Annotated in this window: 17 protein-coding genes and 2 tRNA genes; 9 read left to right on the forward strand and 10 right to left on the reverse strand. The window is 45.0% G+C overall.

Features of this window, described 5'->3' with window-relative positions:
* Positions 1-165: 165 nt before the first annotated feature.
* The 3 genes from ACYVRH_RS06040 to ACYVRH_RS06050 all read left to right on the forward strand — a co-directional run bounded on the left by ACYVRH_RS06040 (position 166) and on the right by ACYVRH_RS06050 (position 1,014).
* Positions 166-238 (forward strand) — tRNA-Met (locus ACYVRH_RS06040).
* 13 nt (positions 239-251) lie between these two features.
* Positions 252-324: transfer RNA gene (locus tag ACYVRH_RS06045), tRNA-Pro, on the forward strand.
* 357 nt (positions 325-681) lie between these two features.
* Positions 682-1,014 carry a hypothetical protein gene (locus tag ACYVRH_RS06050; RefSeq protein WP_461256028.1) on the forward strand — a complete coding sequence of 111 codons (333 nt, stop codon included), beginning with the start codon at positions 682-684 and terminating at the stop codon, positions 1,012-1,014.
* A 90-nt stretch (positions 1,015-1,104) separates the two neighbouring features.
* Here the strand turns inward: ACYVRH_RS06050 and ACYVRH_RS06055 are convergent, their stop codons facing one another.
* The 7 genes from ACYVRH_RS06055 to ACYVRH_RS06085 all read right to left on the reverse strand — a co-directional run bounded on the left by ACYVRH_RS06055 (position 1,105) and on the right by ACYVRH_RS06085 (position 10,762).
* Complete coding sequence (locus ACYVRH_RS06055; protein ID WP_461256029.1) at positions 1,105-1,953, reverse strand: metallophosphoesterase; 849 nt, start codon at positions 1,951-1,953, stop codon at positions 1,105-1,107.
* 60 nt (positions 1,954-2,013) lie between these two features.
* The gene (locus ACYVRH_RS06060; protein ID WP_461256030.1) at positions 2,014-3,006 is read right to left on the reverse strand and encodes a Gfo/Idh/MocA family protein; all 993 of its coding nucleotides are present in this window, start codon (positions 3,004-3,006) and stop codon (positions 2,014-2,016) included.
* A gap of 4 nt (positions 3,007-3,010) precedes the next feature.
* Complete coding sequence (locus tag ACYVRH_RS06065) at positions 3,011-6,121, reverse strand: efflux RND transporter permease subunit (protein ID WP_461256031.1); 3,111 nt, start codon at positions 6,119-6,121, stop codon at positions 3,011-3,013.
* A 10-nt stretch (positions 6,122-6,131) separates the two neighbouring features.
* Positions 6,132-7,115: an efflux RND transporter periplasmic adaptor subunit gene (locus tag ACYVRH_RS06070; RefSeq protein ID WP_461256032.1), complete on the reverse strand. Its 984-nt coding sequence runs from the start codon at positions 7,113-7,115 to the stop codon at positions 6,132-6,134.
* The gene (locus tag ACYVRH_RS06075) at positions 7,102-8,334 is read right to left on the reverse strand and encodes a TolC family protein (protein WP_461256033.1); all 1,233 of its coding nucleotides are present in this window, start codon (positions 8,332-8,334) and stop codon (positions 7,102-7,104) included. The genes ACYVRH_RS06070 and ACYVRH_RS06075 overlap by 14 nt, the downstream gene beginning before the upstream one ends.
* A gap of 261 nt (positions 8,335-8,595) precedes the next feature.
* Positions 8,596-9,369: a TIGR03915 family putative DNA repair protein gene (locus tag ACYVRH_RS06080; protein WP_461256034.1), complete on the reverse strand. Its 774-nt coding sequence runs from the start codon at positions 9,367-9,369 to the stop codon at positions 8,596-8,598.
* A 7-nt stretch (positions 9,370-9,376) separates the two neighbouring features.
* The gene (locus ACYVRH_RS06085; protein WP_461256035.1) at positions 9,377-10,762 is read right to left on the reverse strand and encodes a putative DNA modification/repair radical SAM protein; all 1,386 of its coding nucleotides are present in this window, start codon (positions 10,760-10,762) and stop codon (positions 9,377-9,379) included.
* A 226-nt stretch (positions 10,763-10,988) separates the two neighbouring features.
* Here ACYVRH_RS06085 and ACYVRH_RS06090 point away from each other — a divergent pair, with 226 nt between their 5' ends.
* Genes ACYVRH_RS06090 through ACYVRH_RS06100 form a run of 3 tightly spaced genes read left to right on the forward strand, consistent with a single transcriptional unit; the run spans position 10,989 to position 13,283 of the window.
* Positions 10,989-11,231, forward strand: a complete 243-nt coding sequence (locus ACYVRH_RS06090; RefSeq protein ID WP_461256036.1) for a TM1266 family iron-only hydrogenase system putative regulator — start codon at positions 10,989-10,991, stop codon at positions 11,229-11,231.
* A 10-nt stretch (positions 11,232-11,241) separates the two neighbouring features.
* The gene (gene hydG / locus ACYVRH_RS06095) at positions 11,242-12,645 is read left to right on the forward strand and encodes a [FeFe] hydrogenase H-cluster radical SAM maturase HydG (protein ID WP_461256037.1); all 1,404 of its coding nucleotides are present in this window, start codon (positions 11,242-11,244) and stop codon (positions 12,643-12,645) included.
* The gene (locus tag ACYVRH_RS06100; protein WP_461256038.1) at positions 12,642-13,283 is read left to right on the forward strand and encodes an ankyrin repeat domain-containing protein; all 642 of its coding nucleotides are present in this window, start codon (positions 12,642-12,644) and stop codon (positions 13,281-13,283) included. Before hydG ends, ACYVRH_RS06100 begins: the two co-directional genes overlap by 4 nt.
* Here the strand turns inward: ACYVRH_RS06100 and thpR are convergent.
* Both thpR and ACYVRH_RS06110 read right to left on the reverse strand, forming a co-directional pair.
* On the reverse strand, positions 13,269-13,820 hold the full coding sequence (gene thpR, locus ACYVRH_RS06105; protein WP_461256039.1) for an RNA 2',3'-cyclic phosphodiesterase: 552 nt from the start codon (positions 13,818-13,820) through the stop codon (positions 13,269-13,271). The two genes, ACYVRH_RS06100 and thpR, sit on opposite strands and share 15 nt — an antisense overlap.
* A 12-nt stretch (positions 13,821-13,832) precedes the next feature.
* Positions 13,833-14,783: a DMT family transporter gene (locus ACYVRH_RS06110; protein WP_461256040.1), complete on the reverse strand. Its 951-nt coding sequence runs from the start codon at positions 14,781-14,783 to the stop codon at positions 13,833-13,835.
* 462 nt (positions 14,784-15,245) lie between these two features.
* Here ACYVRH_RS06110 and ACYVRH_RS06115 point away from each other — a divergent pair, with 462 nt between their 5' ends.
* Positions 15,246-16,295 carry a DUF4384 domain-containing protein gene (locus tag ACYVRH_RS06115; protein WP_461256041.1) on the forward strand — a complete coding sequence of 350 codons (1,050 nt, stop codon included), beginning with the start codon at positions 15,246-15,248 and terminating at the stop codon, positions 16,293-16,295.
* A gap of 234 nt (positions 16,296-16,529) precedes the next feature.
* On the opposite strand, the gene ACYVRH_RS06120 is transcribed toward ACYVRH_RS06115, so the two are convergent.
* Positions 16,530-19,469: a WD40 domain-containing protein gene (locus ACYVRH_RS06120; RefSeq protein WP_461256042.1), complete on the reverse strand. Its 2,940-nt coding sequence runs from the start codon at positions 19,467-19,469 to the stop codon at positions 16,530-16,532.
* Positions 19,470-19,725: 256 nt separating this feature from the next.
* Here ACYVRH_RS06120 and ACYVRH_RS06125 point away from each other — a divergent pair, with 256 nt between their 5' ends.
* Positions 19,726-20,091, forward strand: coding sequence for a type II toxin-antitoxin system RelE/ParE family toxin (locus ACYVRH_RS06125; RefSeq protein WP_461256043.1), 366 nt, complete (start codon positions 19,726-19,728; stop codon positions 20,089-20,091).
* Positions 20,092-20,100: 9 nt separating this feature from the next.
* Positions 20,101-20,301 carry a hypothetical protein gene (locus ACYVRH_RS06130; protein ID WP_461256044.1) on the forward strand — a complete coding sequence of 67 codons (201 nt, stop codon included), beginning with the start codon at positions 20,101-20,103 and terminating at the stop codon, positions 20,299-20,301.
* Positions 20,302-20,393 lie beyond the last annotated feature (92 nt).

Genomic DNA, 20,393 nt, shown 5'->3' on the forward strand with positions numbered 1-20,393 from the left:
GTAATGAGGAATTAGCAATTAGGAATGAGCAATTAGCAATTAGGAATGAGTAATTAGCAATTAGCTTAAAAATCCTTTTAAAGACAAGGAATTTTACCTTACTTGACACTTTTTTATAAAAGTGATAAACAGAGAAAAGCCGCTTTTAGGCGGCAGTGTTGTTAAGGCGGCATAGCTCAGTTGGTAGAGCAAACGGCTCATATCCGTTGGGTCATAGGTCCGAGTCCTATTGCCGCTAAAACACAAAACCACGGAGGGTAGGATAGCGGCTATTCCGCCTGGTTTGGGACCAGGATGTCGGGGGTTCAAATCCCCCCCTTCCGATAAATTTATCAGTAATTGAAAAATAAATTATTATTGAAAAATTCTTTAAAACTAAAAGATCGGGGGATTTGAACCGTAGCGTTCCGTGAAAAATTCCAAGGCGCAAGCCTTGCCAGAAAAATTCCGGCGCATGGACGCGCCGGGGAACGCGCAGGCGGGGGTTCCAGTCGCTGACAGGATGTCGGCGACTGGAACCCCAAATCCCCCCTTCCGACAAGAGTGATTGTTTTTTATTGAGAAAATATACATATAATAAATTAGATGCTATTCTTCTTGAAATTTTGTTTGAAAATATTATTGAAAAGACTATTGACAATATGATGTTTTTTTGAAAATATGGGATATTGGGGGAATTGTATGAAGAAATATATTTTTATAGTTTTTTTCTTTAGTATCACATTTTCATTGTCTGCATTTGATCGCTCATTAAATGGAAGTTGGGGACTTATTACAGATGGAGAGAAAATTGAATTTATAAGGTTTAATAATAATGAAGTAATAATTATTAATACATTGTTTCGTGCTACTGATTATAAGGAAATTGATGATACTATTTATATTGATGATTTTGAAGGTGATTCTGTTATAATACAGTATTATCGTCTATCACCGACAAAATTGTTATTTATTATGTGGAATACGGATAATATTACGCAATCAATAAGTTTAATATTATCAAAATTAGGATGAAAAATAGTATAATTTTATATAGATAAATATATGAAGCATTGCCTTATTTCCTCCCTTCCCTCCATATAAGATTATAATTAAATGTATCGTTTAATATGGCCATTTTTCTTCTATAATAATTATTACCAATTCAGGAGGGTTAAATATTCTAGGAAGTAATGGGCTAATGGAAAGCCCCCTGCTTATAATATGCGTTGTATTTCCATGAATATAAATTCCGCCGCCATATTTTGGGAAAAACCCTTGATTGGGCGCGTATAATCCATTAATCATATTAGGAATTATAACTTGCCCTCCGTGCGTATGTCCTGATAAAATTAAATCAAATGAGTATTTTTTATAATCTTCAATCAGTTCGGGGCGATGCGCTATTAATATTTTATATAATTGTATTTTATCTAATTCCCTAAACGCGCTTTCCATACTTTCCTTTTGATTATAATTAGGCGTTTCATATTTTTTCTTATAAGGGTCATCTATTCCCGCAATAACTATTTCAGTGTTATTTATTTCAATTATTGTATAGTTATCTGATAAAATAATTACCCCATAAGACGCAAGTACTTCCCTGATTTTCCGTATATTACGGCTCATATATTCATGATTGCCGGTAACATAAAAAATAGGCGCAATTCCGGAAATTCCCGCTAATAATAATTTTGTTCCGGCCATTGGGGCAACATCGTCAAAAATATCACCGGATAATACTATTAAATCGGGATTAATCTCCTTAACTTTATTGATTAGTATGCTTTGATCTTTTCCATGAATCGTACTATGTAAGTCGGAGATTAAGACAATTTTTAAGCTCTTCTGTTCTTCCAATAGGGGCGTTTCTACCTGATAAGTCTTTGTAGATATTGTGGTACACGAAGTAATTAAATAAATAATTACAATCATCAAAAGAATAAATATTTTTTTTATGTATGATATTTTCATATATTTATTTTAAAATATTTTACATAATTTTGTCAATAAACATTGCACATAACAACAGATTTACCGCCATTTCTTTACGCTGTTTAAATATTCAATAACCCTTAACCCGTCAACCGCTCCTGATACAGGCGCGTGACGCGGGTCTTTAACGCAAGAGAGCGCGTCTTTTAACATATTGGCGAAGTAACCGGTCTGCCCTGAAAAAACTTCGCCAGTATTTTTAAGGGAGCGGAATTTTTCGGCGTAGGGGCTTGGGACGCTTTCCATGACTTCAAATACGCCGTTACCGACGCGTAATCTGCCCTTTTCGCAGGAAAAATCAATCTCAAAAACTAAATGATCGCGTCCTGCGCCTATTTCCAGTAACAGGGGGATAGGAGGCTCTTTTTCCCTGTTTAGCGAACCTTCAAGCCATGCGGTTCCATTTCGTGAAGTCAGTTTCGCGCCCCAACTTCGGCGGTGTTTCAATATGGTGTCCGTAAGGAACATTATCGCGTCAGCAAGGTGGGTTCCGTCATGCCAAAGCGCGTCTACAAGGCGGGTAGTTTTTCCCATGTAAAGAACGGCGCGGACGCATAAAAGCGTTCCCAATTTTCCCTCTTTAAGAATTTCTTTTGCGCGGATATAATCTTGCGAGTAACGCCGTTCATGGTTTGTGATGATAATTGGAGCGCCTCTTTGCGCAAGACGCGCTATTTTCCGCGCTTTTCCAATATTATCCGCAAGCGGCTTTTCACAGATTACTACAGGAACTTGCATTTCTGCGGCAAGACGGCAGTAATAATAGTGGCTGTCTGGGTGCGTGGCAATTACTAGGATTTGCGGCTTGTGGATACTAAGCATTTGCGGCGCGTCCGCAAAGACGGGAACCTGCCATTTTTCGGCAAAAGACGCGCGTCTTTCTTCATTTGTGTCGCAGCCAGCGGCAAGAGCGAGGTCTCCATTAGCGGAAATTGCCCCCGCGTGGGTGCATGGCTTTTCACGTAACGCGTCTTCTTCAAGCAGGGAGGCTATCCGCCCAAGCCCGACAATGACTGCTTTTATTTTTTCCATAAGATCAATTTTCAGCCTTAATTTTTTTATCGTGCCTTGAGTTCAGGACGGAGTACATTACGGGGGTAACAAAGATCGTCATAAACGTGCTTACGATAAGGCCTCCGACAAATGTTTTCCCAATCGGCTGAATGGTATCCGCGCCGGCTCCAGGGAAAAACGCGATTGGGGCCATTCCAAGGATTGTTGTAAGGCTTGTCATTAAAATCGGGCGCAAACGCCTTCTTCCGGCTTCCAGACACGCTTCGCGCACTTTCATGCCGCGGGCGCGCAGCGTGTTTGTGTAATCTACTAAAACAATTCCGTTATTTACGACAACTCCGACAAGGGCGATAATGCCGACAACGGAGAACATCGTCATCGCCTGTCCGCCTAACTTGTAAATCCATATAACTCCGATAAACAACAGCGGTATCGAAAAGAAAATAATTAGCGGATCGACAAAAGATTCAAACTGGCTCGCCATGACTCCAAAAACTAAAAAGATAGCGACGGCCACTATTAGCACATAACGAGACGTATAAGATTGAATATCGTTCGCTTCCCCAAGGAAACGCACCGTCACGCCCTCCCTCTGAACAAGCCGCTGATTTACCGTTTCTATAAGGAGTTTTTGCATATCGGTAGCGGCGATTCCAGGCCCTAGTCCCCCCGTTATGCGAATAACGCGCTCTTGTTTTTCGCGCCGTATTGAAGAAGGCGCCCTTCCTTCGTTTATTCTTGCCACGTTGGAAAGCGACACCCGCGCCCCGCTTCGGCTGATTACGGAAATCGCGTCAAGATTTGGAAAGCCTTGCCTGTCTTCGTTTCTTAAACGCACTTGTACGTCTATAAGCCGCCGGCCATTGCTCATTGTGGTTGCGGCATATCCGTCCATTGCCGTTAGGATTTCGGACGCTATTGCGGAAATAGACAAACCAAAACTTGACGCGCGGTCGCGGTCAATCTCTATCTGCAACTGCGGGGCGCCTTCATCGACATTTACTGTAGGATTTTCTATATCAGGCAGATAATTCATAATAATATGTTGAATATCCTGGGCAGTATCCATTAACAGCGCGTAATTTTTTGAGCTGACGGCAATTTCAATTGGAGAGGTGCTTCCTATGCCGCGCCCAGCCCTAAAACTTATCCGCGTTCCGGGAATTGAATTAAGGTAGGGGGTAAGTTTTTTCATAATCGTATCGGGCGTGTCTATTTGCCTTGCGGGAGGGGGAAGCGTGATCTGTATCGACCCCTGGTTATTTCCGCTTCGAGTCGCCGTCAGGACAAGGTTATTGTAACCTTTCACCTCACGCTTGACAATATCCTCAATGTCGAATAACACTTTTTCAGTAACGTCAATGGCGGTTCCACGGGGCATCATGACGTTGAGCGTTACATTGTCGTCGGTGCGCATACGGACATACATATTCATTCCAATTCCGCTGAATTGAAAAAGCGAAAAGACAAGAATAAGAACGACAAGAGCGATAATTATAAGCCTGTGTGAGAGGCAGTAATCAAGGGCAATGCGGTAATTTTTTTCCATAAACAGCAGGGCAGATTCAATTTTCTCGTCTATTATACTCAATATTTTGTTTTTTATCGGTTTTTGTATCCGTGTTTCAATCTTTAAAATGGAACCTGAAAGGCTTGGAACGAGGGTAACCGCGACAACAATAGAAACAGTCAATGTTATTACCACCGTAAAAATAAGATCGTTGAACATAAGCCCCATTTCTTTAAGGTCATTTTTATAAATGATAAGCGGGACAAATACGCATAGGGTAGTGGCGGTCGAGGCTGTTATGGCGCGTAACATCTCTCTGCTTCCCAAAATCGCTGCGACTGATGACTTGGCCCCGCGCTCACGGTAATTATGGATATTTTCAAGAATAACGATGGAAGCGTCAAGCGTCATGCCCATGCCCATAATAAGCCCTGTCATTGTCATAAGGTTCAATGTAAAGCCGAAAATTGACATTGACATAAGGGTGAGCAGCATGGAAATGGGAATTGAAAGCCCTATGATTATAGTCGCCTTTATGTTACGCAAAAATAAAAGAAGTATGAACATGGCAAGAACGCCGCCTTGAATGGCGTTATTATAAACTTGGCTCATTGTGGCGCGAATCATCGTCGTGTTATCTGAAAGAACCGCAAGCGTTATGCCCTGCGGAAGAGTGGCGTTAATCTCGGCAAGCGCGGCCTGTACCCTGTCGGACACTTTTACCTGATTACTGCCGCTTTCGCTCGTTACCTGAATATAAACTCCGCTCTGTCCGTTTACGCTAACCCTTGACGCGTTGTCATTGTAACCCATAAAAACGTCGGCTACGTCTTCAACGCGGATAATCTGATAACGGGCTGTTTGTCCCGTTCCCGAAATTGGCACGGATTTTACCGCCAGCCTTTTTATCTGATCGACGCTGACCAATTCTTCCTGAGTCATAATTTGGTACTCGCGAGTGCCGCGCCTTAAATTGCCGCCTGAAGAAAGCACGTTTTGCCCATTTAACGAAGTTGAGATGTCATTTAACGTAAGGTTAAAAGCCGCAAGCCTGTTAAGCGAAACTTCTACTTTTACAATCTGCGTAGTGCCGCCTGTTACTTCAGCAGCCGCTACGCCCTCGATTCTTTCTATACTGGACTGGATTTCATCTTCCGCAAAAATACGCAGTTGATCCGGCGGATAATTTCCCCTTACGATTAGGCGCATAATCGGCAGAGTGCTCATGTCAAAACGGCGCACAGTAGGGGTTTGAACCCCGTCAGGCAGCGAATTGACAAGCCTGTTAAGAAGTATTTGCGCGTCGTTAGCCGCTTTATCCATGTTTGTCCCATAAGCGAATTCCAAATTGATAAAACTCGCTTCAAACTGTGAATTGCTTGTCATATTGACAAGCCCCCTTGATGAAGATAGGGAGCGCTCGAGCCGTTCCGTAACATTGCGTTCAATATCTTGCGGCCCCGCGCCGGGGAAACGGGTATATATGGAAAGAACGGGACTCGCTATGGAAGGGTAGAGGTCAAGCGCTAGATTTGCGAGTAACGTAAAGGCTATTCCGATGGTAAGGGCGAACAGTATCACGACTGTTACGGGACGTTTTACCGAATATTCACTTATTGTCATATAACCCCCGTTATTCCGTAATTCTTACAAGATCGCCGTCTGAAAGAAAATTCTGCCCCGCGCTTACGACATTTTCCCCCATGCTCAAGCCGCCTAATATTTCAAAAAAGTCTTCGTTATCAATACCCAATGTTACTTCGCGCCGCCTCGCTATATTGTTTTCGTCTACTGTAAAAACAATCCATGAACCGTAGGTATTTATGACGGAAGTTCTTTGAATAACGGGAACATCGACTTTACGGCTTGTAATTAGGCTGATAGTGGCGAACATTCCCGCTTTTATTCGCGGATCGGGAGCCAGAAACCGCAGGCGTATTCTTAACGTTCTGCTTGCGGGGTCAATTACCGGATTAATTTCAATAACTTCGGCGTTAAATGTCTCGCCGCTTATAGCTTCAAGCCAAAGCTGGGCGCGCATTCCCTGCCTGACTGAAGAGACAAACCTCTCCGGCACAAAAGTTTCAACTAACAACGATGACAAATCTCCGACCGTGTAAACGGGAGACTGGGTTGTAAGCGTGTCGCCTATGCTGTAGGGAGCCTGTAAAATGGTTCCCGAAACGGTAGAAACAACAGGGCTTCGCGAATAAACTTCTCCCGGTCTTGAAGGGTCTACCATCGCGACAATCTGCCCGCTTGAAACCCTGTCACCAATGCCAAGCCTTGTATCGACGAGTTTTCCGCCGACTGTGGGGTAGATGGTCACCTGGTTACGCGCTAAGATTTCGCCGTTTATGATAACGCTTTTTTCGATAGTGCCGGCGGAAATAGGGGTAACGCGGACAGTAGTAGCGTTACGTGAAGACCCGCTCCCCGGATTGCCGCTGGAGTTGCCGGCGCTGCTAGCGCTGCTAGCGCTTACAGAACTGCCCGTTCCCTGCGCCTGAGCGGAAGTTTTTGCCTTTAACGGAACAAGAAATTTAAGCGCGATAAGGACGGCAAACAACGCGATAAGCGAAATAATAGCAATGGTGATTATTTTAGATTTTTTCACTTGACACTCCATAAGTTTGAATAAGATTTTTCCAGTCGATATTCAGGGCTGATGAAAGATCCAGAATCATATTAAAATATGAAAGCTCCGTTTGCAATAAACGCTGTCTCGCGTTTGCCATATTGTTGCGCGCGTCCTGTAATGTTAAAGATTCAACCGTTCCGTTATTAAACCCCCGTTCCGTTAGCTGATAACTTCTCTGAGACGCGGTAAGGCTTTGGCGTGCGATTAGTATGCTGTCCCATGAATTGCGTAATAGGGCGCATAGCGAGCGCACTTGAGTTTTTGCGGAATTTTCCGCAGATGCAAGGTCAAGTTTTGCTTTTTCTATAGAGTCAGACGCTTTTGATACAGCCTGATCTTTTGCCGTCCCGGGAATCCACGGGTCAATCGGTATGCTAAGACGGGCGGTAGCACTTAAGGTGTCAGAAAACGGATCAAAGTTAGAACTGCCCCATTCCACCGATAAATTTAAAGAAGGGGCTTTAGATTGCAATAATGTTTGCTTTTGCGCTAATGACAGCCTTTCAATTTCCTGATTCGCCCTTATAATGTCGGGCCGCTTTGGAAGATACTCATTTATAAGCGGTTCCGCGTCCGCTTCAATCTTTACGATTTTAACTTCACCTAACAGTATTGTGTCTTCATCGGACAATCCAAGAGTGGCTAGAAAATCCGACATATTGTTTTTGTGCGCGATTTTTGCCGCGCTTAAATTGTACCGCGCGTTTTCCAGCGTAAGACTGCTCTGTATAAGGGAAAGCTCCCCTACAAGCCCGTTCCTGAATGAAACCTCGCTTCTTGCGTACTGCCTTTGCGCAAGATTAAATATTTCTTCAAGAAGCAGAAGGTTGTTTCTTTCGGCGACAAGCGAAAAAAACAATTTGGTAATTTGAATTGATAGTTGATTTTTCGCATCCTCATATTTTAATATATTCCCCTGATGAGCCAATTTAATATTTTTCAGCGCGTAAGGGATTCCCACATTCAAGCCAAGGCTGACGCCAAGGCCGACGCTGTAATTAAAACCCGAGCCGGAAGGGACAACCTCGCCTAAAAGATTGTTTCTGTACCCTGCGCTTGCGTTTGCGCTAATCGATGGAAAAATTTCCGACCAAAGATTTTTTTCCGAATAGCCGCTTGCAGTAAGATCAATCTCAGTCTTTTTCAATGAAAGATTGTTTTCCAGCGCAAGATTAACGGCGTCTTCAAGCCCCAACTCAACAGCCTGTGCGGGTATGTAAAAGAGGAAAAAAGTAAAAAAAAGATAAATTATGGGCAGAACAGACGACTTCAGACGCGAAAACCTCCTCAGAAGAATTAACCACGAACCACACGAACATCACGAACTTTTTGTCCGTATCTTGTTGTTGTTCGTGTTGGTTCGTGTGGTTCGTGGTAGAAACTTTTCTTTTTGGTCCACCTCCAGACCTGTGTATTATTATAATCTAAATAAGAAAGTAATAAAAGACGTTAAAGGTTACATTTCTGGCAAGTGTTTCCAGTAGCGTTTGGGCATGAATTGCCGCTGTAAATCGGTGTTTTTGCGGTCTTCGTTGTTAATTGTTTTGTGGTAGTGCTTCCAAAGCTCTTCCCATTCGTCGTTTTCGGCGCATGGAATGCCTTCAATGGATTCTTCTAAAATGTCGATTTTTGCCTTATCTCCCGGCTTGCGTCCAAGGCGCAAACTTCTCTTTTCATCAATAATTGCCCAGGGGGTATCTCCAAAACGGGCGGTAAAAAACTCTCCAAGGCAGGGAAGGACAAAATGATCAGTATCGCATTTTGCAACGTACTGTCCGTCTTCATTCACGGAAAACCGCAAAAGCCCCATCATCCTGTGAACTTCAATCTGTACTCTGTTTGCCGTGGTTAGCACTGTTAACACATCGGCGTTTGCGCGGTTATTCGCCGCTCTTTCCGCCGCGCGGCGTTTGTCATCCGTACCGTTAAAATTTTGCGCGGCGGATAAAATTCCTTTGCCAAAGGAGATTATTTCTTTTTCTATGGGAAGCTCGCTGATCCACGCCATAATAATGCCGTTAAAAGCGTTAGCTGACAATTCAAAGAGGTTTCGCGCTGTTTCTTCCAACTGCGAAACATTAAATTCATTGGAAAAATAAAAAGTGACAAAATCAATGTCCGCTTTATTAAGCCGCTGTGTCTGTTCATTTGCGGTAAGCTCAAGTAATTTTTCTTCACTGAAAACATAAGGCGCGCCGCTTATATTGGAAAAAACTTTAGCAAGGCTCATTCTCATATTAAAACTCGAAAAGCGGCAGTTGAAGCCCCTCGCCGTCAGCGTCTGAGAGCAGGCGGCGGATACGGGCGGGATCGTCAGGTTTGTCGATATACGCGCCGCCTGCGGATAAAAAATAACGGGCGCGTTTTAAAGTCGCCCCCATCCTGTGAAGGTTTTCTATTGTCAAAGCGCGGGAACGCCGGCTTTCTATTATACGCCGCGCCGTTTTAGCGCCGATGCCGGGAATGCGCAGCAAGGTTTCGTAATCGGCGCTGTTTATTTCAATTGGGAAAAAATCCAAATTTTTTAACGCCCACGCGGTTTTAGGGTCGATATGCGCGTCAAGGAAAGGCTGGTCTTCAGTTAAAATTTCCTTGGCTTCAAAATGGTAAAAGCGTAAAAGCCAGTCCGCCTGATACAAGCGGTGTTCCCTTACAAGCGGCGGGCCGGAAGTTTCAGGAAGGCGCGGGTCAAAAATATTTTCTTTATTCGCGTAACTGCCCGGATGAATAAACGCCGAATAGTACACACGCTTTAATGAAAATTTATTATAGAGCGAACTTGTCAAATTGATGATCTGCCTGTCGTCCTCGTTTGTAGCGCCGACAATAAGTTGAGTGCTTTGACCTGCCGGAGCGAATTGAATATCCGATGTTTTTCCCTGCGGAAGAAATTTGCTTTTATGTTTAGCCTCTTCCATTTCACTGCTTAAACAGGAGAAATCATTCATCGCTCCGATAATCGCTTTTTTTGATTTTTCAGGCGCGAGGCATTGAAGGCTTTTTTCAGTTGGAAGCTCGATATTGACGCTTAACCTGTCGGCCCACTTTCCCGCCTCGCGGATCATTTTATCGCCCGTGCCGGGAATTAATTTTAAGTGGATATAGCCGCCAAAGCCCATTTCCGTCCTGAGAGTTTTCGCGGTATCGGTCAGTTTTTCCATTACGATGTCGGGGTCGGCGAAAATTCCCGACGACAGAAAAAGCCCTTCGATATAGTTGCGTTTATAAAATTCGCAAGTTAATTCAGCTAACTCCCTGACTGTAAAACTTGCCCTTTTAATGTCGGCGGAAGCGCGGTTGACGCAGTACGCGCAGTCGTATTTGCAAACATTGGAAAACAAAACCTTTAGCAAACTGACGCAGCGCCCGTCCCCAGTCCAACTGTGGCATACTCCCATAGGCAGGCTGGTACCGAACTTTTTCCCGCCCTTGCCGGTAAAGCCGCTGCTTCCCGAAGTGGCGCAGGACGCGTCGTACTTTGCAGCGCCTGAGAGAACTGAAATTTTTTCGTGCAGGTCCTGAGCCATATAAAGACTATACAGGTGTTTAGGATTGTTGTCAAGGGGGAAGAAGAGAAGAATTTTACCACGAACCACACGAACACCGCGAACCTTTAGTTTCATATCTAGTCGCTGTTCGTGTAGATTCAAAAATTGGAAAATTCCCAAAAAAAGCGTTGACAAATAATTATAAATGATATAATGTAGATATTAAATATAAGTGATCCTGACACTGAGACTAAGAGCGTTTTTATTAACGCGATTACTCAAAGTAAAAGGCGTTATGTCTCATGTCATGAGATTAGTGCGCCTTTTCAGGCGCTTTTTTTATGTTAAGGAGGTATGAGACATGGAAAGCAGAGTCGCAATAATAGCGATAATTGTTGAAAACACGGAGAGCGCTGAAAAACTTAACGGAATATTGCATGAATACGCGCAGTACCTAATAGGGCGAATGGGCATTCCCTATCACAAAAAAAATGTAAACATCATCAGCGTTGCCATTGACGCGCCGCAAGATACAATCAGCGCTATTTCGGGGAAAATCGGCAGGCTTGACGGAGTGAGCGCGCAAGTAGTGTATTCAAAATGAAGTGATTGTTATGTATAACGCCGCTTCGATGAGCGCCGATGAATTTATTTGCCATGAGGAAATTAAGGCTACTGTTGATTGGGTAGGGGAAAACAAACACAACGGGAATTTAATTCGCCAGCTAATGCAAAAAGCGTCTGAAAACAAGGGATTAAACCACCGCGAGGCGGCTCTTGTTTTGGAAGCGGGCGATAAAGACGAAATTTTCCGTCTTGCGAGGCGGATAAAAGAGGCGTTTTACGGGAACAGAATAGTTCTTTTCGCGCCGTTGTACCTTTCCAATTATTGCGTAAATGGCTGTTTGTACTGCCCTTATCATTCTCAAAACAAAACGATGGCGCGAAAAAAACTTTCACAGGACGAAATCCGCAGGGAGGCGATTGCTTTACAGGATATGGGGCATAAACGCCTTGCCATAGAATCGGGAGAAGACCCGGTTAATAACCCCATTGAATATATCGTCGAGTCAATAGAAACGATATACGGCATAAAGCATAAAAACGGCTCGATACGCCGCTTGAATGTGAATATTGCCGCCACAACAACAGATAATTATAAACTGCTTAAAGACGCGGGTATCGGAACATATATTCTGTTTCAGGAAACATATAACAGGGAAAGGTATAAAGAACTGCACCCGTCAGGTCCAAAATCTGATTATAACTGGCACACCGAAGCTATGGACAGGGCAATGCAAGGCGGAATAGACGATGTGGGACTGGGAGTTTTATTCGGTCTTGGCCAGTATCTTTACGATTTTATAGCGATACTTATGCACGCCGAACATTTGGAAGCGGCGCAAGGCGTAGGCCCCCATACCATAAGCGTTCCGCGCATACGCGCCGCCGAGGGAATAAACCCCGGTTCCTTCAGACACGGCATAGATGACGATACTTTTGCAAGGATCGCCGCGTGTCTGCGGATCAGCGTCCCCTATACGGGAATTATTGTCTCAACAAGGGAAAGCGAAGAATGCAGGAAAAAAGTTTTGGAACTTGGAGTATCCCAAATCAGCGGCGGTTCGCGCACCAGCGTCGGCGGTTATGAAAAAGAGGAAGAGGGTAACACAAAACAATTTAAAGTCAACGATAACCGCCCTCTTGACGAAGTGGTAAACTGGCTTATAAAAGATAAATTTATACCCAGTTTTTGTACGGCTTGCTACCGCGAAGGGCGCACCGGCGACCGCTTTATGTCGCTTTGCAAATCAGGACAGATACAAAACTGCTGTCTGCCCAACGCGCTTATGACTTTGCAGGAGTACCTGATTGATTACGCTGCAAGCGGCACAAGAGACGCCGGGGAAGAATTAATAAAGAGCGAGATTGAAAATATACCGAATGAAAAAATGCGCAAGCTTGTTGTTAATCATTTGGAAGAAATTAAACGGGGAAGAAGGGATTTTAGAGTATGAGTTTAACAATTTGTTCAGAACAAACAAGGAAAGAAGGTTTACAGCTTATAACCGCCTCGGACAAAGGCGATATTGAAGCCGTAAAATCATTACTCAAGAAGGATGTTTATATCCACGCGCAGGACAGGGAAGGCAGATGCGCCCTTGTGGCCGCCGCTTACAAAAATAATCTTGAAATTGCCGATTTGCTGATTGCCGCCGGCGCGGATGTTAACATGAAAGACGATACCCTGCAAAGCGCCTATTTAATTTCAACCTCCGATGGATATACGGAGTTACTGAAGAAAACTCTCAAAGCCGGAGCGGATGTCTACAGTACGGACAGTTACAACGGAACAGGGCTTATCCGCGCCGCCGACCGAGGTCATGTTGAAATAATAAGAGAACTTTTAAAAACGGACATCCGCGTTAATCATATTAACAGGATTGGGTGGACGGCGTTACTTGAGGCAATCATATTGGGAGACGGAGGAAAGCGGCATACTGAGGTTGTGCGTCTTTTGGTTGATTCCGGCGCGGATGTTAATTTGCCGGATAAAGACGGAGTCACTCCGTTGGCGCACGCTAAAAATAAAAGTTTTACCGGCATTATTAAGATATTGGAAAATTCAGGGGCAAAGAGTTTACTCTCCTCTTAAATCCGCTCCGTATATTTCCGTATAAGTTAATTTTCCGCTAATACGCTGCGATCTCATCAAACTAATCCGGTTTACGGGATAGACAATTTCCTGTTTGGGGATAACAATAGGCAGTTCATGTTTTATTTCCCTGCCAAGAGTAATGTGCGGGTTAAAAGGCCTGTTGTCAAATTGTACGCCCTTAGAAATTAAATCATTCGTAATACGCCCTCTGATTGTTTTTAGAATGTCAAGACGCTTATCATTATTATCAGTCCCTATCCACCATAGTTCTTTATTACTGTGCTTAAAACAGCCTGCCGTGGTGAAAGTTAGCGTAAATGGCGCGGTGGACTGCATAAGCGATTTTTCAATCGCGGAAGTTAAAAGCGGTATTGTCTCATCGGGAGTCTCGCCGATAAAGACAAGCGTTAGGTGAATATTTTCTGGCAGTGAAAAATTTCCTTTTATTGACAGACCTTTAATTTTTTCCTGTACATGGAGAATCTGTTTTTTTACTTTTTCATCACAGTTTACCGATATAAAAAGTCTTTGCATACCGTTTTCTCCTTAAAGGCTTTTTTCGCGTTGCGGCAGTATTGTTAAATATACCCCCGCGAGAACCAGCGCCGCTCCCGCCCCTTGAAGAAGTGTAAGCCTTTCATGCAGGACGATGAATCCTGAAATTACCGTTACTACCGGAATTAAATTGATAAACACGGACGTTGTAGACACTCCCAGCACTTCCATCGCGTGTGCGTAGAGCCAGTACCCGATAGCGGAACAGCCAAGAGCCAGAAATAGCACATGAAGCATAACAGGCAATGTGGGATGTCCCCAGTTTTTGTATTCCAGCATGGCAAATGGAAGCAGTCCCAAAAAGCCGAAAAAATTTTGCCAGAATACGATGTAGAGGCGGGGGCGTTTTCTGTCGAATAGTGGCCGTGTAAGCAGGCTGTAGAAAACCCAGCACAACGCCGCTCCCCCCATGTAAACATAACCGGATATGCTCCCAGAAATAGAAAAAGAAACTCCCGCGACAAACGCGACTCCGGCGATAGAAATAAACGCCCCCAACCACGATTGCCAGCCAAGACTCGGCGTGTTATCATTTGGCACATTGTCAAACTTATTACTGTCCGTGTTTTTTGTTTTTAATGATAATTTTGCCACGAGCCAATCGGCGATCATTGTAAGCACGGGAATTGCCGCCGTGATAATGGAAGCCTCCGATGCCGTAACCCGCATCACGCCGTTGTTTTCAAAGAAGAAATAAAAAGTAACCCCCGCCAAACCTGAGCCTATTAATAATGGCATATCCGATTTAAGCGTCTTGTTTGAGCTTTGCCACCCTGAGGAAAATCGGTACATTAAAAAAAGCACCGCAATGGCGATGGCGAAACGCACGGCTCCCAGCGTCATGGGCGGAAAAACCGGCAGAGATTCTTTAATGGAAATAAATGAAAATCCCCATAATAAAACGCAGGCTATTATGGAAAGGATCGCGGGCTTCCTACTCAATATTACACCCTTAAATTTTTTTTCCCCGAAAAGGATTCACAGGTACTTGGTTCCATTATATCCCGGAGCAGGCGGGTGTTGTCTACCACTGTTAAGCCCCGTGCGCGTGATTAGTTGTTGGGTTAATATGTATGCCTTTTAAAACCACGGAAATCAATTTTTGTTTTTTACAACGAACCACACGAACAGGGAGCGAACCGAGGGATTTGAGCATTCCACCGATAAGCACGTAAAAGGAAGTGGAATTAAGGGTTTTTGTCCGTTATCTTATCGTAAACTATGTCTCTGGTTTTCGTACAAAAACCTCTGCTCTCTCTTTATTTCTACTAAACGCATATTTATAGTAAATTTCATCGCTCTCGCTTCGCTCCCTGTTCGTGTGGTTCGTGGTTGAAAATTGATTTCCGTGCTTTTAAAATGTTTAGACTGGAAATTCAGGAAATTTTACGGTATTATTTTTATATGAAAACTATATCCAAAACAACTATATTCTGCGTGCTCCTTCTTGTCTGCGCTTCTTTAGGTAATGCTCAAACAAAAGGGAAACAACAAACTGCGGCGCAAAAACAAAACGATACTGAAATGGTAAACCTGAACACTGCCGTCGGAGATTTTTCAACATACATTGCCGGGCGACTTCCCAAAAACACGCTTACTGCGGTCGCTATTACAGATTCGCCGGTACAAAGGCTTGGCAATTATGTCGCCGATAAACTCACAGATTCGCTCTTAAACGGTTCTGGCATACGTCTGGTAAGCCGTCAGGATATTGACCGTGTTTTTTCCGAACAAAATATCCAAACCGGCAGTTTTAATGACGATACCACTGCAAAAATAGGCCATAATCTTGGGTGGCGCAGTATTATTTATGGAAGGATAGAACCGTTGCAGGAAGCCTACAGCCTTTCATTGCGGGCTGTGGACGTGGAAACAGGAGAACTGCGCGGAAGTAAAAGCTACATATTGGACGGCGGCGATCCTATTCTGATAAATCTTGTGAATCCCAACATAACGATAAAGAAGCTGACCGACAGGGAAGCGCTGTTACAGCCGTTTGACGGCAAACGGAACAACTTTACATTGAACGTTACCGCGAATAAATCCGTATATTACGACAGCGAGGAGTTATATATTACCCTGCGCTCAAGCGAAGACTGTTATTTTGTAATATACCATTTGGACATAGACAACAATATGCAGATCATCTATCCCAACTTTTGGGAGAAGGACAAGAATTTTCTTAAAGCCAATACCACAAGAGTCATCCCCGAAAACACCAGCTTCGCGCTTCACGCTCCCTACGGCGAGGAACGGCTTCTTGTATACGCGTCTGTCCGCCCTTTCAACATTCCCGAAGACCAGTACAGTTCAAAGCCCGTTACCAAAGACTACCTAGCGTCCCCGCAGGCTCTATGGCGAATTGAAAGCGGCGGCGGCGGCTCCAAAGCATTGTCAGTAGTCCCGAAAGGAGCGACCGCGCAGATCAGTTATACGATATTGCCTGGAAAATAGGGAACAATTAGCAATGAGCAATTAGCAATGAGCAGTTAGCAGTGAGCAATGAGCAATTAGCAATTAGCAGTGAGCAATTAGCAATGAGCAGTGAGCAATGAGCAATGAGCAATGAGCAGTGTTGTTGTTCGTTATTTTTGCGTATACCACACGAAGAGCGTGGAAACAACAAAATTGCTCATTGCTAATTTTTAATTGCTCATTAATAATTGCTCACTGCTCACTGCTCACTGTTTACTTCGTCTCCGCCACCACAAAATCCCTGTAGCCCGGCGGCGCAAGGTAATAGGGGTGTTGCACGTCCTTCATTCCCGGTACTGTCTTCTTCACGTAGTCGCCCAATTCCTGTATGGTGATTTTACTGTTCTTGTCCGCGTCAGCCGCGCCTGAAAGCCCCTGTAACAATACGTGGGTGAACAAGCCCATCTTTGCGTTGTCCCATTCCCATGACTGCTCGGTCTTGCTTGATGACGTGAAGACCACAGGGGAATCGTCCTTTAGGCTGTTGATCAATGTCTCATTGTCCACGCTACCCATCTGTTTACCCTGCAACCCGCCTGAAAAACACGAGTCGATAAACACCAGCTTTTGACCGGGGAAGCGCAACACGTCCTGCAATTCGCTGTTGGGGATAATCCGCGACCTCTGCGGCGCCCCGTTTTGGTTAAACGTCATGTTTGTCGGCATGAAGAAAAAACTCCCCTGATCGTCCGTGCCTCCGTGGCCTGACAGGAACAGAATCATTACGTCGTTCTGTCCCGCGTCGCGTAGGAAGCCCATGCCGTCAATTATATTATCCCTGGTCGGTTCCTTATCGCCGCCGTCCGCGATGACAAGGCTTTTTACTGAAGCGTAGCGTTTGCCTTCCTGCGCCTTGAACGCGCTTACAATGCCCTTCGCGTCGTTTGCGGCGTATTTAAGGCTTGGTATCGAGTTATCCGCGTATTTGCTCACCCCGATGGAAAGTATGTACAGGTTGGGAAGGTTTTTCTGAGATGTCGAGTAACTTACTGTCGTAATGGCGCGGCCTTCGGAGTAGCCGTTAAACGCGAGGACTTCGATTGTGTTATCGCCCGGATCAAGAGGAACGTCCAGATTGAAACTAGTTTTCTTTTTATTTGCATTGCCGTCCGCCAGCACGGCGAGCTTTGCTATTGCCGTAACGCCCTTTGATCCAGCCGGAGTAACACCCAAATCGCGGGCCACTATCTTGCCGTTTACTTTCACGGTAAGGTACTGTATGCTCTGCACCCCGCCGTCCACTGAGACGGAAATGCTTGCACGTGTTGAGTTTGCGCTGGAGGGAGTTGAGATTGTTACCGAAGGTGGGGCGATGCTTGCGTCCTGCACGGTAGCGGTTGCGCCGGTTTGTTTAATTGCAGCAAGGTAGGCGTTTCTGTCGCCTGAAAGAGCAAGAGCGACAAGAGCGGGCTTGTAGAATGTAGCCCTGTATTGATCGATGCCGTAGACATTATTTGCCACACGGACATTGAGGTACTGGTCGCCGTTAGGCGATGCGTTGTAGTAGCCTTCGGGGGTGATGACTACCCATTCGCCGTCTTTGAAGGAAACGAACTGTACAATTTCTTTACCGGTGGCAACGTCCCAGATGCGGGTGGTAGTGTCATATGAGCCTGAAACAAGGGTTTTACCATCGGGGCTGAACGCTACGGACCACACACTAGATGAATGGCCCGACAGGGTGCGGAGCTCACGGCCTGTACCTGCGTCCCAGAGTTTTACCGTATTATCAGTTGAACCTGAAACAACGGTTTTACCGTCAGGTCTGAACGCTACGGAACCCACAAAACCTGAATGGCCCGACAAAGTGCGGAGCTCACGGCCCGTGCCTGCGTCCCAGAGTTTTACCGTCTTATCATCTGACCCTGAAACAACTGTTTTACCGTCGGGGCTGAACGCTACGGAATTCACATAACCTGTTGAATGGCCCGACAGGGTGCGGATCTCACGGCCCGTGCCTGCGTCCCAGAGTTTTACCGTAGCCCATGAACCTGAAACAAGAGTTTTACCGTCAGGGCTGAACGCTACGGAAGTCACAGAATGTTGTGGTGAATGGACTGGCAGGGTGAGGAGCTCACGGCCTGTGCCTGCGTCCCAGAGTTTTACCCTCCAATCCTTTGAACCTGAAACAATGGTTTTACCGTCGGGGCTGAACGCTACGGAACTCACATAATCTGAATTACCCGACAGGGTGCGGATCAAGCGGCCAGTACCTGCGTCCCAGAGTTTTACCGTCTTATCACCTGATCCTGAAACAACTGTTTTACCGTCTGGGCTGAACGCTACGGAACTCACATAATCTGAATGGCTCGACAGGGTGCGTATTGCACGGCCCGTGCCTGTGTCCCAGAGTTTTACCGTCTTATCATATGATCCTGAAACAACTGTTTTACCGTCAGGGCTGAACGCTACGGAAAACACACTATCTGAATGACCCGACAGGGTGCGGATTTCACGGCCAGTACCTGCGTCCCAGAGTTTTACCGTATTATCACCTGATCCTGAAACAACGGTTTTACCGTCAGGGCTGAACGCTGCGGAACCCACATAATTCGCATTATACGGCAGGGTGCGGATCTCGCGGCCTGTATCTGCGTCCCAGAGTTTTATCGTCTTATCATTTGACCCTGAAAAAAGAGTTTTACCGTCGGGGCTGAACGCTACGGATACCACAGCACTTGAATGACCCGACAGGGTGCGGATCTCACGGCCCGTGCCTGCGTCCCAGAGTTTTATAGTATTATCCCATGATCCTGAAACAACGGTTTTCCCGTCGGGGCTGAACGCTACAGAACACACAGTACTTGAATGACCCGACAGGGTGCGGATCTCACGGCCCGTGCCTGCGTCCCAGAGTTTTACCGTATTATCAACTGATCCTGAAACAACTGTTTTACCATCTGGGCTGAACGCTACGGAACGCACAGATAATGAATGACCCGACAGGGTACGGAGTTCACGGCCCATGCCCACATCCCAGAGTTTTACCGTCTTATCATCTGATCCTGAAACAACGGTTTTCCCGTCGGGGCTGAACGCTACGGAATAAACAGTTGATATATGCCCCAACTGCGGGAACACCGCCACGTCCTGCGCATTGAGCGCGGTAGCGGCACATAAGGCGCATAGCAGAAATAAAACTTTTTTTTGCATTATGAACTCCTTGAACAATTAGCAATGAGCAGTGAGCAATGTTATTGTTTGCTATCTTTGCGTATACCATCACGATGAGCTTAGAAACAACAAAATTGCTCACTGCTCATTGCTCACTACTCACTGTTAATTGATAATACCACAAGCGGAGATTTTCTGTCCAGAAACGGGGGAGAGTGGGGGTAGGGAGTTACAGTCCAGAGGGGAAATTGGAAAAAACATTGACGATGTTTCTTTTTTATATTATCATTTAATAGTGAGGGTTTTTAAAGGCAGAAGGTTTTCCAAGTTTGCAGAAAAAGAGGGTATAACGGACAATGAACTTAAAAATATTGTATACAATATTCTTGAGACCGGAAAAGCTGACGCAGACTTGGGAGGAGGAGTTTATAATGTCCGTTTAGCCCGTCAGGGGGAAGGAAAATCAGGCGGTTTTAGGGTTATCGTATTTTTTAAGAGTGGTGAGCGGACATTTTTTCATTATATTTTTGCAAAATCCGCCCGGAGCAATATCAGCCGGAAAGAACTCAAGTGGTTTAAGGAACTTGCTCGTGATGCCCTTTCAATGACCGATGAGCAGATTAATAAACGGCTGCAAGCAGGTACGTTATATGAAATATGAGGAGTAAATATGGAAAAGAAATATCAAAGTGACATAATGGAAGCAATACACGAGGAAGCCCAAGCGCTTTTTGAAGCTGGCGCAATAGATGAAAATCGTATGTCCGAATATGACCATGCCTGCCTCATTTCAAAACCAAACAAATCTTCCAAAGCTGTAAATCCTGACCTTCCGGCAAAAGGGATACAGCCGGTGACACAGTTGGCTTGACAGAATAAGGGAAACGTGGTATATTTATAAATGACAGGATCCCCCGCACATCCTAACAGTGTGTCCCATGGGGGAGCGTTTTTTTATGAAGC

This window comes from Treponema sp. R80B11-R83G3 (assembly GCF_054786115.1).

Coding starts and splice junctions, on each gene's coding strand:
- ACYVRH_RS06055 (WP_461256029.1), bottom strand. CDS start 1,953: ATGAAAATATCATACATAAAAAAAATATTTATTCTTTTGATGATTGTA.
- ACYVRH_RS06065 (WP_461256031.1), bottom strand. CDS start 6,121: ATGACAATAAGTGAATATTCGGTAAAACGTCCCGTAACAGTCGTGATA.
- ACYVRH_RS06050 (WP_461256028.1), top strand. CDS start 682: ATGAAGAAATATATTTTTATAGTTTTTTTCTTTAGTATCACATTTTCA.
- ACYVRH_RS06130 (WP_461256044.1), top strand. CDS start 20,101: ATGGAAAAGAAATATCAAAGTGACATAATGGAAGCAATACACGAGGAA.
- ACYVRH_RS06085 (WP_461256035.1), bottom strand. CDS start 10,762: ATGAAACTAAAGGTTCGCGGTGTTCGTGTGGTTCGTGGTAAAATTCTT.
- ACYVRH_RS06080 (WP_461256034.1), bottom strand. CDS start 9,369: ATGAGCCTTGCTAAAGTTTTTTCCAATATAAGCGGCGCGCCTTATGTT.
- ACYVRH_RS06060 (WP_461256030.1), bottom strand. CDS start 3,006: ATGGAAAAAATAAAAGCAGTCATTGTCGGGCTTGGGCGGATAGCCTCC.
- ACYVRH_RS06090 (WP_461256036.1), top strand. CDS start 10,989: ATGGAAAGCAGAGTCGCAATAATAGCGATAATTGTTGAAAACACGGAG.
- thpR (WP_461256039.1), bottom strand. CDS start 13,820: ATGCAAAGACTTTTTATATCGGTAAACTGTGATGAAAAAGTAAAAAAA.
- ACYVRH_RS06115 (WP_461256041.1), top strand. CDS start 15,246: ATGAAAACTATATCCAAAACAACTATATTCTGCGTGCTCCTTCTTGTC.
- hydG (WP_461256037.1), top strand. CDS start 11,242: ATGTATAACGCCGCTTCGATGAGCGCCGATGAATTTATTTGCCATGAG.
- ACYVRH_RS06120 (WP_461256042.1), bottom strand. CDS start 19,469: ATGCAAAAAAAAGTTTTATTTCTGCTATGCGCCTTATGTGCCGCTACC.
- ACYVRH_RS06100 (WP_461256038.1), top strand. CDS start 12,642: ATGAGTTTAACAATTTGTTCAGAACAAACAAGGAAAGAAGGTTTACAG.